The sequence below is a fragment of the Streptomyces sp. NPDC110618 genome (genome assembly GCF_055657065.1).
Map to the genome: position 1 here is coordinate 283,702 of NZ_JBVKBN010000008.1, position 12,903 is coordinate 296,604.

The 12,903-nt window shown below is 72.8% G+C and carries 11 protein-coding genes; 5 read left to right on the forward strand and 6 right to left on the reverse strand.

The window, feature by feature from the left end:
* Window positions 1-90 precede the first annotated feature (90 nt).
* The gene (locus ACZ7L7_RS17570) at window positions 91-759 is read left to right on the forward strand and encodes a hypothetical protein (RefSeq protein WP_285513360.1); all 669 of its coding nucleotides are present in this window, start codon (window positions 91-93) and stop codon (window positions 757-759) included.
* A 56-nt stretch (window positions 760-815) separates the two neighbouring features.
* Here the strand turns inward: ACZ7L7_RS17570 and ACZ7L7_RS17575 are convergent, their stop codons facing one another.
* The 4 genes from ACZ7L7_RS17575 to ACZ7L7_RS17590 form a co-directional block, all read right to left on the reverse strand.
* On the reverse strand, window positions 816-1,556 hold the full coding sequence (locus ACZ7L7_RS17575; RefSeq protein ID WP_285513359.1) for an IclR family transcriptional regulator: 741 nt from the start codon (window positions 1,554-1,556) through the stop codon (window positions 816-818).
* A complete protein-coding gene (locus ACZ7L7_RS17580; protein WP_453603487.1) occupies window positions 1,553-2,491 on the reverse strand; it encodes an ACP S-malonyltransferase in 939 nt (312 codons plus the stop codon). Before ACZ7L7_RS17580 ends, ACZ7L7_RS17575 begins: the two co-directional genes overlap by 4 nt.
* Before the next feature lie 279 nt (window positions 2,492-2,770).
* Entirely contained in the window at window positions 2,771-3,553 is a 783-nt protein-coding gene (locus ACZ7L7_RS17585) for a TrmB family transcriptional regulator sugar-binding domain-containing protein (protein ID WP_285513357.1), read from the reverse strand.
* Between the two features lie 86 nt (window positions 3,554-3,639).
* On the reverse strand, window positions 3,640-4,377 hold the full coding sequence (locus ACZ7L7_RS17590) for a helix-turn-helix transcriptional regulator (protein ID WP_285513356.1): 738 nt from the start codon (window positions 4,375-4,377) through the stop codon (window positions 3,640-3,642).
* A gap of 684 nt (window positions 4,378-5,061) precedes the next feature.
* Here ACZ7L7_RS17590 and ACZ7L7_RS17595 point away from each other — a divergent pair.
* From ACZ7L7_RS17595 to ACZ7L7_RS17605, 3 genes are read left to right on the forward strand one after another with little or no spacing between them, the layout of a single operon-like run.
* Complete coding sequence (locus ACZ7L7_RS17595; protein ID WP_472076384.1) at window positions 5,062-7,848, forward strand: AMP-binding protein; 2,787 nt, start codon at window positions 5,062-5,064, stop codon at window positions 7,846-7,848.
* A 56-nt stretch (window positions 7,849-7,904) separates the two neighbouring features.
* Window positions 7,905-8,840, forward strand: coding sequence for an NAD-dependent epimerase/dehydratase family protein (locus tag ACZ7L7_RS17600; RefSeq protein ID WP_453603492.1), 936 nt, complete (start codon window positions 7,905-7,907; stop codon window positions 8,838-8,840).
* A gap of 15 nt (window positions 8,841-8,855) precedes the next feature.
* Window positions 8,856-9,320, forward strand: coding sequence for a nuclear transport factor 2 family protein (locus tag ACZ7L7_RS17605; RefSeq protein ID WP_285513353.1), 465 nt, complete (start codon window positions 8,856-8,858; stop codon window positions 9,318-9,320).
* A 93-nt stretch (window positions 9,321-9,413) separates the two neighbouring features.
* Here the strand turns inward: ACZ7L7_RS17605 and ACZ7L7_RS17610 are convergent, their stop codons facing one another.
* Window positions 9,414-10,412 (reverse strand): LysR family transcriptional regulator, encoded by a 999-nt coding sequence (locus ACZ7L7_RS17610; protein WP_453603495.1) that lies wholly within the window; start codon window positions 10,410-10,412, stop codon window positions 9,414-9,416.
* 133 nt (window positions 10,413-10,545) lie between these two features.
* Here ACZ7L7_RS17610 and ACZ7L7_RS17615 point away from each other — a divergent pair, with 133 nt between their 5' ends.
* Window positions 10,546-11,217: an FMN-dependent NADH-azoreductase gene (locus ACZ7L7_RS17615; protein WP_285513351.1), complete on the forward strand. Its 672-nt coding sequence runs from the start codon at window positions 10,546-10,548 to the stop codon at window positions 11,215-11,217.
* Window positions 11,218-11,250: 33 nt separating this feature from the next.
* Here the strand turns inward: ACZ7L7_RS17615 and ACZ7L7_RS17620 are convergent, their stop codons facing one another.
* Window positions 11,251-12,279: a polyprenyl synthetase family protein gene (locus tag ACZ7L7_RS17620; RefSeq protein WP_285513350.1), complete on the reverse strand. Its 1,029-nt coding sequence runs from the start codon at window positions 12,277-12,279 to the stop codon at window positions 11,251-11,253.
* Window positions 12,280-12,903: the final 624 nt, after the last annotated feature.

Genomic DNA, 12,903 nt, shown 5'->3' on the forward strand with positions numbered 1-12,903 from the left:
CTTCCTGCCAACCTTTCCGGCCGTCGGCTTCGGCGACGGATCCGGCGCCTACGCTCCCACTTCGAAGAACTCGAAGAAGGGAACGGGGAATTGAACAGAGGACTCGTCTGCGCCGCGCTGGCCGTCGTCAGCGCCTTGACCCTCCTCGGCGGGACGGCCGCCGCCGCGCCCGCGGACGGAGCCGGCCCGGCACGTTCCTGTGCCGGAGTCAGACTGACCGGCTCACTGCCGGTGCCGCCGCCCGGGACGGCCGTGGAGCGGACCGTCACCATCGGCGAGGACTGCGCACCGCGCCTCGGCCCGGTGCGCCGCGTGGCGGCCAGGTCCGCCCGGGCGGACAACCTCGCGGCCGCCGAGGCGACGACGCGTCACGTCCGCAGCTGGAACGAGGAGTTCGACTGCTGCAACATCCGGATGACGGGCCTGTACACCACGTCCGACTGGACCGTCGCGGACGGCCGGATCACCACCGCCGCCACCAGCGCCACCCAGGGCTTCAACCGTGAGCCGTGGGACGCCGGCTGGTCGCTCGCGTCCGCCACGGACAGCCAGGACTGCACGACCGACTGCACGGCCGTCAACGCCGTGGCGGAGGCGTCCTTCACGTACAAGGGCATCTTCGACGTGACCGGTGACTGGTACGCCAACAGCCACCGCTCCTCGGTCCGGCTCGGCGCCGACGGGACGGCCCAGTGCACGTTCGACGTCGAGCTGAAGCACACGTTCGTCGGCTGGAACTGGCGGCACGGCTGCGAGTGAACGCCCGCCCGGCGTCCGGCGTCCGGTCGGGGGCTCCCCGTACCGGAGGCCGGGCGTCAGCGCACGCGGGCCCGGCCGAGACCGTCGCCCAGCCGGCCGGCCGCGTCGAGCGCCGCGCCGAGCAGTTGGCGGCGCGGGCCCGCCATACGGTCCGCGGGGCCGGTGAGGGAGAGCGCGGCCACCACCCGGTTGCCCGGGGCGCACACGGGCACCGCCGTGCAGACCCGTCCCAGGGCCAGCGGGTCGGGGCCGTGCGCCCACCCCCGCTGGCGGACCACGACCAGCTGAGCGGCCGTGAAGCGGGCGCCGCGCAGCGCCTCGTACAGGGTGCCCGGCGCCTCCCAGGCGAGCAGGACCTGGGCGACCGGACCGGACGTGGCCGGCCGGGCGGTGCCGATGGGCAGGTGACCGGGTTCCCCGGTGCGCTCGTCGGAGGTGGCGATGCAGACCTGCATGGCGCCGTGGCGGCGGAAGAGCCGGGCATGCAGTCCGGTCAGCGCGTGCAGGTCCTCAAGAACCGGTGCGGCCTCCCTGGCCAGCCGGTCCTGGTGGACCTCAAGGGCGATGTTCCCCAGCCGCGGCCCGACCACGAAGCGTCCGTGGAAGTCACGTGCGAGCAGGCCGAGTTGCTCCATGCCGCAGGCGATGCGGTGCACCGTCGGACGCGCGTACCCGGTGACGGCGACCAGTTCGGCCAGCGACGCCGGGCCCTCCTCGACCACGGCAAGCAGGGTCGAGGCCTTGTCCAGCACCCCGATGCCGCTGATCCGGGTCCGCTGCGAGGTCGTGACACTCATCGTCCGGCCGCCGGCGGTACGAGGAGGGCGGCGGGGCCGTCGACGGAGACGGTCTCCAGCCCGGGGTCGATCCGCCGGGCGAGTCCGGCCAGGGTGCGTCCCGGGCCCAGTTCGACCAGCCGTCGGCAGCCCATCCGCCGCAGGGTCCGCACGCTCTCCTCCCAGCGCACCGGGGCGGTGAGCTGCTGTACGCCGAGCCGTGGCCAGACGCGGCCGTCGGTGTGGGGCGCGGCGTCGACGTTGGCGACCACCGGCCGGTGCGCCGGGGCGAAGTCGGTCCGGCCCAGTTCGCGGCCCAGGGCCTCGGCGGCCGGAGCCATGAGGGGGCTGTGGAAGGCCCCGCCCACGTCGAGGCGGAGCATCCTGCCCCCGATGGAAGCGGCCCGCTCGCCGGTCACGGCGACACCCTCCGGGGAGCCGGACACGACGGTCTGGCCCGGCGCGTTGACGTTGGCGACCCAGACGTCGGCGCCTTCGGCACGCACCTCGGCCACCAGCGCGTCGACCTGGTCCAGGGGTGCGGCCACCAGCACCCCCATGGTGCCCTCGCGGGCCAGCGCCGCCTCCCGCATCGCCCGGCCGCGCACCGCGACGAGTTCTGCCGCCCGGCGCACCCCGAGGGCCCCGGCGGCGGTCAGGGCGGCGTACTCACCGAGGCTGTGGCCGGCGCAGGCGACGACAGGGCCCAGGCTCCCGGCCCGTACGGCCTCGGCGTGGGCCATCACGGCGACCGTGAAGACGGTGAGCTGGGCGAGGTCGGTGCGCCGCAGCTGTTCGGTCGGAGTGCGCAGGAGGAGTTCCGCGAGATCCTCACCGGTGGCGGCCGAGATCTCCTCGGTGAGGGCCCAGGAGGCGGTCTCCCGCCAGGGTTCGCCCATCCCCTGCTTCTGCGTCCCCTGCCCGGGGAACACGAGGGCGACCGGTACTCGATTCATGGGCTCGCCTTCCACACGACGGTCTTCGGTGAGGCCGGGTGACCTCTGCCGTGCCCCGGCCCCGTACGCCGACGGCGGTCACGAAGAGGGGACCGGCCGTCGGGTACGGAGCCTTGCTGCCGTTCGGGCCCCGTACCGTGCCCCATGGAACTGGCCCGGGTGAGCGGCGGCAACGCGCCTTTCAGGAAGATGCCAGCCTGCCCCGGCCGGGCCGCCGCGCCCGTGGCATGCGGCGGCCACGGCCCGGTCCGGGGCGTCCGCGAATGGACGACGACGTTGTCAGGCGCCGCCCCCGCGGGGCGTGCCGGGTCTGTTCGCCGGGGGCAGCAGCCCCAGTTCGGCGGCGCGCACACCGGCCTGGAACCGGGAGGTGGCGCCGAGCAGCGCCATGATGTCCGCCACGTGCCTGCGGTAGGTGCGCACGGAGATGCCCTGTTCGCGGGCGGCGACCTCGTCGGTGACACTGGCCTGCAGCGCGCCCAGGATGCGCCGGGCCAGCGCCGCGCGCTGCCGGTCGCCGAAGACGAGCCGTTCCCCGGCGGGGACGGCCTGCGCCCACACGTTGTCGAAGAGGGTGACGAGCGTGTGCAGGACCTCCGGCACCCGGATCAGCGAGGCCCGCCGGCCCACCGCCGAATGGGCCACGACCAGGGCGGCGCGGGAGTCGGCGATGAGCGCCTGGAGCGGCGGGATCCGCGCGACGCGGATGGCGACCGGCCGCTGCCGGCCGAGCTGTTCGCGCACATAGTCCTCGTCGACCAGCTCGGGGCTGGACAGCAGCCGTACCGTCACTCCCTCACCGGCGCCGTAGATGAGGTCGCGCTCGGTGCGCCCGCTCTGTTCGTCGGAGCCGCGCCGGCGGGCGTGCACGATGTCGATGCTGCGGCGGGCGCCGCTGATCAGTTCCTCCGCTCGGTCGAGAACGGTCTCGTAGTCCTGGGGCAGGATGGTGATCAGCCGCTCCTGACGGCTGCGCGACCGGTGCAGGGCCACGGTCGTCTCGATCAGTTCCTGGACTTCGAGCAGGGAGCGTTCTAACTCGTCGTCTTCCCTGTGGGGCACGTCGTCTTCCACCCTCTTCCGGTGACTCGGCTCCGCCCGGCCGAGTTGGCCCTGTCCCGCCGGGCACGTGTGCGGCGCGGCCCGCGCTACTCCGACAGCAGTCCGTACTCGACGGCCTTGACCCCGGCCTGGAACCGGGAGCTGGCGTCCAGTTCCCGCATGATCTCGGCGACGTATCGCCGGTAGGTGCGCAGGGAGACGTTCAGTTCACGCGCGGCCGTCTCGTCGGTGTGGCCGTCGCGCAGCCACTGGAGGACCTTGCGGACGATCTCGGTGCGCAGCCGCGGGCTCAGCTGGAGGTGGTCGGCCAGTCGGCGCCCGCGCGACCAGGCGCTGGCGAAGAAGAGTTCGAGGGCGCGGACGGTGGCCGCGTCGTGCACGACGAGGTCGGGTCCCGCGCCGCTCTCCACGGAGCGCATGAGCGCGGAGGCGCCGTCGACGACAACAATGGCGCGCAGTTCGCTGCGCGCCACCCGTACCACGCAGGGGCCGCCACCGGCGAGCGGCGCCAGTGCGGCGCCGGCCACTTCGGCGGTGCACAGCACCCGTACGGTCACATGCGCGGGGGCGTCGGCGAGCAGACGGACGACGACGTCGGTGAACTCGCCGACCTCGGTCAGCAGCGCGCACACCGTGTGCCGGGCCGGCGCGATGAGCTCCCGGAGGACCTCTTCGGTCGGGGCGCCGTCCGTACGGGCCACCGGGGTCGGTTCCTCCAGCCGCTGCCGGTGGATGGAGACGGTGCTCTGGATCAGCGCACCGGCCTGGAGCAGCGCCCGTTCGACATGGGCCGCGTGGTCCGGCGCCGGTTCCGGCCCGCCCACGGTTGCCCGTTCAGATAACACTTCCGACATAGACGTCCCCCACGCCCGTGAAGTCCCGGCCGGTTCGGTGACGTCAGGAGTCGGTCGTCGCGAGCACGCCCAACTCGCCTTCTTCTCTACCCGGCGGGCGGAACCTCTTCCAAAATTCAGTTCGACCAGAAGAAGATCATTAGCGTGGCGACACTAGTTCAGGCTTTTCTGAAAGTCAACGCGCGTTTCGCTGTTGACAAACAGTCCCATTATTCTCAGCTTAAGGCCGACATCCGACAGGAATGCGAACAACTGCCGCACGCATTGTCAGCAAACTGCCGCACATCCGGAAACGGAACTTCAATTTCCTGCTCTCGCGACCAAGCGCGCCCCCTCCGTGACGCACCGTGAACTCCCTGACCGCTAGCGGCCATCCGTCTTACTCTGTGAGCAGAATCCCGCCTACGGTCACCCCCTGAACACGGCACGCACAGGGCGACTCACGCCGCGTCCATCCGTCGTCACCCTGCGGCATGCCGTAATACACCTCGCTCCGCGCGCCCCGGGCGCCGCGGAATTCCGGTATCCGATCCTCGAAAACTGATTACGCCTTCACATTCCGAGTCGGGACTTCCACCGGTCGCGGCGCGTCGGGAACTCACCTTCTCGACGCACCGCCCGGCGCCCGGCGCACCACCAGGCCAGGGAGACCACGTGAACACCACGCACCGGCGGACCGTCGCCGACCTGTTGCTGCACGCGGCCCGGCACGCCGACCGGGGCGTCCGGCACTGCCACGGCGGAGCGGCGGCGGAACACGAGGACCAGAGCTACGCCGAACTGCGCGACGACGCGCTGCGCGTGCTGGCCGGACTGCGCCGGCGCGGACTGCGCCCCGAGGACAAGGTGATGCTGCTCCTGCGGCGCCCCCGGGACTTCCTCACCGCCTTCTGGGCGGCGGTGCTCGGCGGCTTCGTGCCCTGCCCGATGGCCCCGGCCGCCGGTGACCCCGAACGGTGGGCCGCCCACCTGCGCCACGCGCACACCCTGCTGGACGGACCGCTGCTCGTCACCGACTCCGACGGGGAGGCCGGCCTGCCGCCGCTGGACGGACTCCCCGTCAGCACGCTGCGCGATCTGTGGGATGCCGAGCCGGCCGAGCCGTACACCGGCGCCGCACCGGAGGACACCGCGGTCCTGGTGCTCACCTCGGGGTCCACCGGCAACGCCAAGGCGGTGGTGCTCACCCACGCCAACCTGCTGGCCTCCATGGCCGCCAAGAACGGCCATCACCGGCTCACCCCCGCGGACACCAGTCTCAACTGGGTCTCCTTCGACCACGTGGCCGCCCTGCTGGAGGGCCATCTGCTGCCCCTGTCCACGGCGAGCCGGCAGGTGCACGTCGAACCCGATGTCGTCCTGGACCAGCCCCTGGAGTTCCTGAGGCTGATATCCCGGCACGGTGTGACGGTGACCTTCACCCCCAACTTCCTGCTGGGCGCGATCCTCGCCGCGGCCGGCCGCGAGCGCGCCGAGGAATCGGCCCCCGCCGGGGAACGGCTCGACCTCGGCCGCCTGCGGCACATCGTCAGCGGCGGCGAGGCCGTCGTGTGCGCCACCGGTGAGGCCTTCCTCGACCGGTTCGCGGCCGACGGCCTCGCCCGCGACGCGCTGTGGCCGGCCTTCGGGATGACCGAGACCTGCGCCGGCAGCGTCTACTCCGCCGGCGCCTTCCCCGACGCCGACCACGGCCAGGAGTTCGCGAGCCTCGGCACCCCCGTCGAGCACCTGCGCATCCGGGTCGTGGACGACGAGGACCGGCCGCTGCCCGAAGGCGAGGTGGGCGAGCTGCAGCTCTCCGGTCCGATGATCACGCCCGGCTACTACAACAACCCCGGGGCGACGGCGGCCGCCTTCACCACCGACGGCTGGTTCCGCAGCGGCGACCTCGGCCGGATCGACCGGGGCCGGCTCACCCTGGTGGGCCGCAGCAAGGACAGCGTCATCGTCAACGGCGTCAACTACTTCAGCCACGAACTGGAGACCGTCCTGGAGCAACTGCCCGGGGTGGCCGCCTCGTACGTGGCCGTCTTCCCCACCCGCAGACCCGGGGACGACACCGAACGCCTGGTGGTCGCCTTCCACCCCGAGACCCCCGACGGCGACGAGGCGGCGCTGCACCAGGTGCTCACGGCGATCCGCAGCACGGTGGTGCTGCACTGGGGCTTCCGCCCCTCCCTGATCCTGCCGCTGAACCGCGAGGCGTTCCCCAAGACCAGCCTCGGCAAGACCCAGCGCGCGCTGATGCGCCGCCGGCTGGAGTCCGGCGCGTACGACCGCCCCGTGCGGGCCGTACGGGAGCTGGCCACCCGCATGCTCGGCGGTCACACTCCCCCGGCCGGTCCGACCGAGCGCGCGCTGGCCGGCGTCTTCGCCGAGATCCTCGGCCTGGAGCCGGAGGCCGTCGGCGCCGAGGCCAACTTCTTCGACCTGGGCGGTACGTCGCTCGACATCCTGCGGCTGCGCAGCCGGGTCGCCCAGTGCCTGGACGCCGCGGAGCTGGAGGTGATCACCGTGCTGCGGGCGCCCACCGTCCGCGCGCTCGCCCGGCACCTGGACCGTCCCCGCGCGAGCGGTGCGCCCGTCTACGACCCCGTGGTGCCGATGCAGACCGGCGGCACCAGGACACCGCTGTTCTGCGTGCATCCCGGGGTGGGCGAAGTGCTCGTCTTCGTCAACCTGGCGCAGTACTTCGTCGGCGACCGGCCGTTCTACGCGCTGCGGGCCCGCGGCTTCGAGGACAGCGAGAAGCCCTTCGCCACCTTCGAGCAGATGGTGGACTGCTATGTCGAGGCCATCCGCGCCCGCCAGCCGCACGGGCCCTACGCGGTGGCCGGGTACTCCTTCGGCGCCGCCGTGGCCTTCGAGATCGCGAAGGAGCTGGGCGCGCGGGGCGAACGCGTCGACTTCGTCGGCAGCTTCAACCTGCCGCCGCACATCAAGTACCGCATGGAACAACTGGACTTCACCGAGACGGCGGTCAACCTGGCGCTCTTCCTCGGCCTCGTCGACCGCGGGCAGGCACGCGAACTGCCGGACCGGCTGCGCGAACTGCCCGCCGAGGAGCAGATCGAGCGCCTGGTGCGCCTCTTCCCGGCCGACCGGCTCGCCGAACTCGACCTGGACGCCGAACGGTTCGGCAACTGGGCGGCACTCGCCGACGCCCTGACCGATCTGGGCCGCACCTACCGGCCCACCGGCACGGTGCCCTCCATGACCGTCTTCCACGCCACGCCGCTGCACGGCACCAGGCAGGAGTGGCTGGACGGCGAACTGCGCCGCTGGGACGAGCACACCACCGGACCCAACCGCTACATCGAGGTGCCCGGCGAGCACTACACGCTGATGGGCCCACGGCACGTCGCGGCCTTCCAGGCCGCCCTGCGGGAAGAACTGGACCGCGCGATGGCGGACGCCGACGCGGCGCGCCGCACCCACTGACCACGGCCGCACACCCGCGGCCGGCGGCATCCACATCCATGGGGGAACACGCAGACATGCTGAAAGGCAAGAAGATCCTGGTCACCGGCGCCACCGGCCAAGTGGCCCGGCCCGTGGCCGAGGCACTCGCCGAGCACAACGAGGTGTGGTGCCTGGGGCGGTTCGGGGCCCCGGGCGTGCGGGAGGAACTGGAACGCGGTTCCCTCACCACCCGCCGCTGGGACATGGCCGACCACTCCGCCGAGGCGCTGCGGGAGGTGCCCAGGGACTTCACCCACGTGCTGCACTCGGCGGTGGACCGCGGCGAGGACGGCGACTGCGACGCCGCCGCCGAGATCAACGCGGTGGCGACCGGCCGGCTGATGGACCACTGCCGCGCGGCCGAGTCGTTCCTGTACGTCTCGACCGGCGCCCTGTACGCGCGCCAGTCCCTGGACCACGCCTACACGGAGACCGACCCCGTCGACGCGGTCGCGGACTGGCTGCCCGCCTACCCGGTCGGCAAGCTCGCCACCGAGGGCGCGGTCCGCGCCTTCGCCCGGGTGCTCGGCCTGCCCACCACGATCGCCCGGCTCAACATCGCCTACGGCCCCGGCGGTTACGGCGGAGTGCCGATGCTGTACTTCCGGCGCATGCTGGCCGGCGAGGAGATCCCGGTCCCCCTGACCGGACAGAACTGGTTCTCCCCGCTGCACACCGACGACCTGGTGGCCCAGGTGCCCGCGCTGTGGGCGGCGGCCGGGGTCCCGGCGCGGATCGTCAACTGGGGCGGCGACGAGGCGGTCGGGGTCACCGACTGTGTGCGCTACCTCTCGGAGCTGACCGGCGTCCCGGCGAAGCTGACGCCGAGCGCCGTCACCCGGGAGACGTACCGGTTCGACCCCACCCTGCGCCGGGCGCTGACCGGCCCCTGCGCCGTCTCCTGGCGCGACGGGATCCGTGACACCCTCCGTGCCCACTTCCCCCAGCACCTGCGTTCGGCCCGAGTCTGAGGAGCACCCACGCCCATGAACCACGCCCCGCTCCCCGCGACGCCCCGGACCGCCGACGGGGCCACGCAGGCGCACCGGTCCGGCGCGTCGCCCAACGCCGAGCTGATCCGCTCCGCCTACCGCGCCTTCCACGACCGCGATCTGGCGGCCCTGCTCGGCACCCTCGCGCCCGATGTGCGCTGGGTGCACCCCGACAGCCTGTCCGACTACGGCCTCGGCGGCGTCAAGCACGGTCACGCCGGTGTCCGGGAGTTCCTCGCCCGGGTGCCGAGTGTGCTCGGCGGCATGCGGCTGGATCCGCACGAGTTCGTGGAGTGCGGTGACCGCGTCGTCGTGTTCGGCGAACGTGATGTGACCTCGCTGAGCGGCCGTACCGAGCGGCTGAGGTTCGTCCACTCCTGGACCCTGCGCGACGGCCGGGTGGCCGTCATGGAGGACGTCTTCGACACCGCCCCGCTGCGCGAACTGATCGAGGGCTGACGCGTGCGGTGCGCCGGGCGGGGCGGTCCCCGTGCGGCGCGCCGGCACGTCCAGGTGCGGGCGGCCACGCCCGCCCCACCCGGAAGAAACGATTCAGCACTCCAGCTGTACGCCGTGGACGCTTCCGTCTCCACCGTCCGGCTCCCCCCGCGCCCCGTCGGCGTACCGGCCGGGCAGCCCGTCCACCGCGGTGCGCACCGCGGCCATGACGGCCGCCACGGCGGGCCGCTTCAGCGTCCCCTGCCGCACCACCAGGGACAGATGCCGCCGCAGCCGCAGCCCGTCCAACGCGATCCGGCACACCGGGTAACCGGGCCGCTCGGGCACCAGGTCCGGCATGAGGGAGACCCCCCAGCCGCACGAGACCAGTCCGAGCACGGCCTGGGCGTCACCCGCGCGCGCCACCACATCCGGGACGAACCCGGCCGCGGCGCACGCGTGCAGCACCACATCGCGCAGTCCCGAGCCGTCGGCGAGGATCCACGGGCGGTCGGCGAAGTCGGCGAGGACCGGCGGCCGTTCACCCCGCCCGCCGTCCGGTCCCTCGTCCCGCCCGTCGCCCACGGCGGTCACCAGCCGCACCCGGTCGACGGCCAGCGGCTCCTCGTGCAGCCCCGGAACGGCCGGCTCGGGCACCTGGTCGTAGCGCACCGCCAGCACCAGGTCGACCTGCCCGAGCCGGACGGCCGTGCGCGCCCGGCCCGAGGGCAGCCCCTGCAAGGTGATCCGCAGATCCGGATGCTCCCGGCGCACCCGGGTGAGCACGGGAACCATGAGAGCCGGACCCTCGTGGAACGGCACACCGACCCGCAGTTCCCCGCTCACCCGGCCGCCGATCGCCAGCAGTTCGGTCTCCGCCGCCTCCAGATCGGCCAGGACGCGCTCGGTGTGCCCGGCCAGCAGCCGCCCGGCCACCGTGAGGCAGGCGCGTCGGCTGCCCCGGTCGAGCAGCTCCGTCCCGGTCTCGGCCTCCAGCGCGGACAACTGCTGGGAGACCGCCGAGCGCGTGTAGTTCAGGGCCTCGGCCGCCGCCGCGATCGATCCCCGCGCCCCGACCTCGCGCAGCAGCACGAGCTTCCGGACATCAAGCACGGCCGTCACCGTCACTTCCGCTAACGTCGAACGTCGTCAAATGCCACTCCTGATCCAAGGACACCGGGTGGAGTCCACCGATTTAATGGCGTAACTGCACACATTCCGCACGGTATTGAGGAGTCCTACCGGCATGCCCACTCTTCTCCATCTCGACTGCAGTCCGCGCCCCGAGTCGGTCTCCGCACAGATCACGGCGGAGTTCGCCGCCGCATGGCGCACGGCGCACCCCGAGGGCAGACATGTCCACAGAAGCCTGGCCAGAGACCCGGTGCCGCACGTGGACGCGGCCCACGTGGAGACGGTGAGCCGGCTGGAGGCCGCGGGCACCCGTGATCTGGACGAGGCGCGCCGTGCGTTCCGCACCCTGAAGGAGCGCCGGTCGTGGCGGGTGAGCTGGAAGCTGATCGACGCCCTGCTCGCCGCCGACGTCCTGCTGATCGGACTGCCGCTCTACCACTTCACCGTCCCTTCCGTCTTCAAGGCCTGGCTGGACCGGGTGGCCATACCGCCGCTGCTGGTCGACCCCGAGACCGGCGTCGGCCCGCTGTCGGGCCGGCGGACCGTGGTGGCCACGGCGCGCGGCGCGACCTCCAACCACTGCGCCGAGGAGAGCGAGGACGACTTCCAGGAGCGCTACGTCCGCACCGCGCTCGGTGCCCTGGGGCTCGCCGACGACCTGGTCCTGCTGCACGCGGACATGACCAAGGCGGGTCATGTCCCCTGGCTCGCGCCGTTCCAGCCCACCGCCCGGTCCTCATTGGCTCGTGCCGTGGAGGCGGCACGCACGGCGGCGCGCCGGTAATCCCGGACGCACTGCCCGTCGGTGGCTCCGCCCTCACTCCGTGCGCGAGGCCACCACGTCGCACAGCCCGTCCAGCGCCCGACGGGCGGGCCCCGGCGGCAGCGGGGCCAGCGCCCCGCGGGCCGCGGCGAGCCGCCCGTCCATGAGCGCCCTGGCCCGGTCCAGGGCGTCGGAGCGCCGCAGCAGGCCCAGCGCCCGGTCGCGCTGCGCGCCGCTCAGCCCGGCCGGCCCGGACAGCAGGGCCAGCAGCTCCGCGTCCTGCGGACGGCCCGCGTCGAGCACCAGCACGACCGGCAGACCGGCCACACCTACGGCCAGGTCCTTGCCCTGTTCCTTGCCCGACTGCCAGGCCGACGCGGTGACGTCGAGCAGGTCGTCGGAGATCTGGAAAGCGGTCCCGAGGTGTTCGCCGTAGTGCGCGAGCGCCTCGTCCACCTCCTGCGGGGCGCCCGACTGCACGGCACCGAGCCTCAGCGCGAAGGAGAACAGGGAGGCCGACTTGTCCGCGACCACGTCGAAGTAGTGGCGCAGCCGCTCCCGGTCACCGTCCGGGCCGACCAGCTCGCGCAGTTGTCCGCGAACGAGGCGTTCGGAGGCCTGCGCCTGCAACGGCACGGCCGCGGGGGTCAGACCCGCCGCCAGCTGGGCGGCCTTGGCCAGCAGCCAGTTGCCGGACCGGACCGCGACCGCGTTGCCCCAGCCGGCGTTGACGCTCGTGACGCCGTGCCGGATGAGTGCCTTGTCCATGACATCGTCGTGATGGAGCGAGGCGGTGTGGATCAGCTCGGAGACAACGGCCGCCTCGACGACGCCCGCGGCCCGGGGATCGCCGAACTCGGCACCGAGCAGGGTGAGCAGCGGACGCAGACGCTTGCCACCGGCCCGCACCAGGTGCCCGGCGACATCGGCGAGGAACGGCACGGACGTCTCGCCCACACAGGCGAGCAGCCGTGCCTCGACCTGGTCGAGGGAGCGGAGCATACGGCGCTCAAGGGCCTTCTCCCGCACGGTGAGCCGGGCGACGACGGACCGTCCTCGCCCTCTTGCGGTGAGCGCGGACATCTGCTTCTCCTCTGGTCACGGCCGTGAAGCCGGAAGGTTCCCGTCGGAGCGTAAGAAGCCCGCGCGGTGCGGGAGCAGTGGCTCTGTCAGCAACCGGACACAGCAACCGCACGCAGGCGCCTGGTCACGAACCACGGCGGACGACGTGACACCAACCTGCCACGGGTGTGGGCACACCTCGCCCCCGACGCAGGCCCCTTCGACCGACCCGCACCCCCACAGCCCCGCCCCCGGTGCGCAAACACCGGACCGAAGGTCAGGCACCCTTGAAGACCGGCTCCAAAGCCGCCACCGCACTCCACGTGATGCGTCACCGCAACCACGTCGCAATGACGCGCGCCGACAAGACCGCAGGCCACCACATGTTTCCGGCTGTCCTGGCCGACCCGGCGGATGCCGAGCCTTGTACCGCAGCCGTCGGTGGCGCCGGCACCGCAGGGACGCCGGAAGGATGGGGCACCCCGTTCTGACTGACGCCGCTAGGGCCTGTCTTCAAACTCCCGTCGTCGCCCGGAGGGCGGCCCCGCGACGTCAGGTGCGTGCTCTCGGCGTGCCGGACGAAGGTCCTCGTAGCGGAGCTACTTGGACCTTTGGCCGGTGCGGCGAGAGTGCGTGCATGGCGGC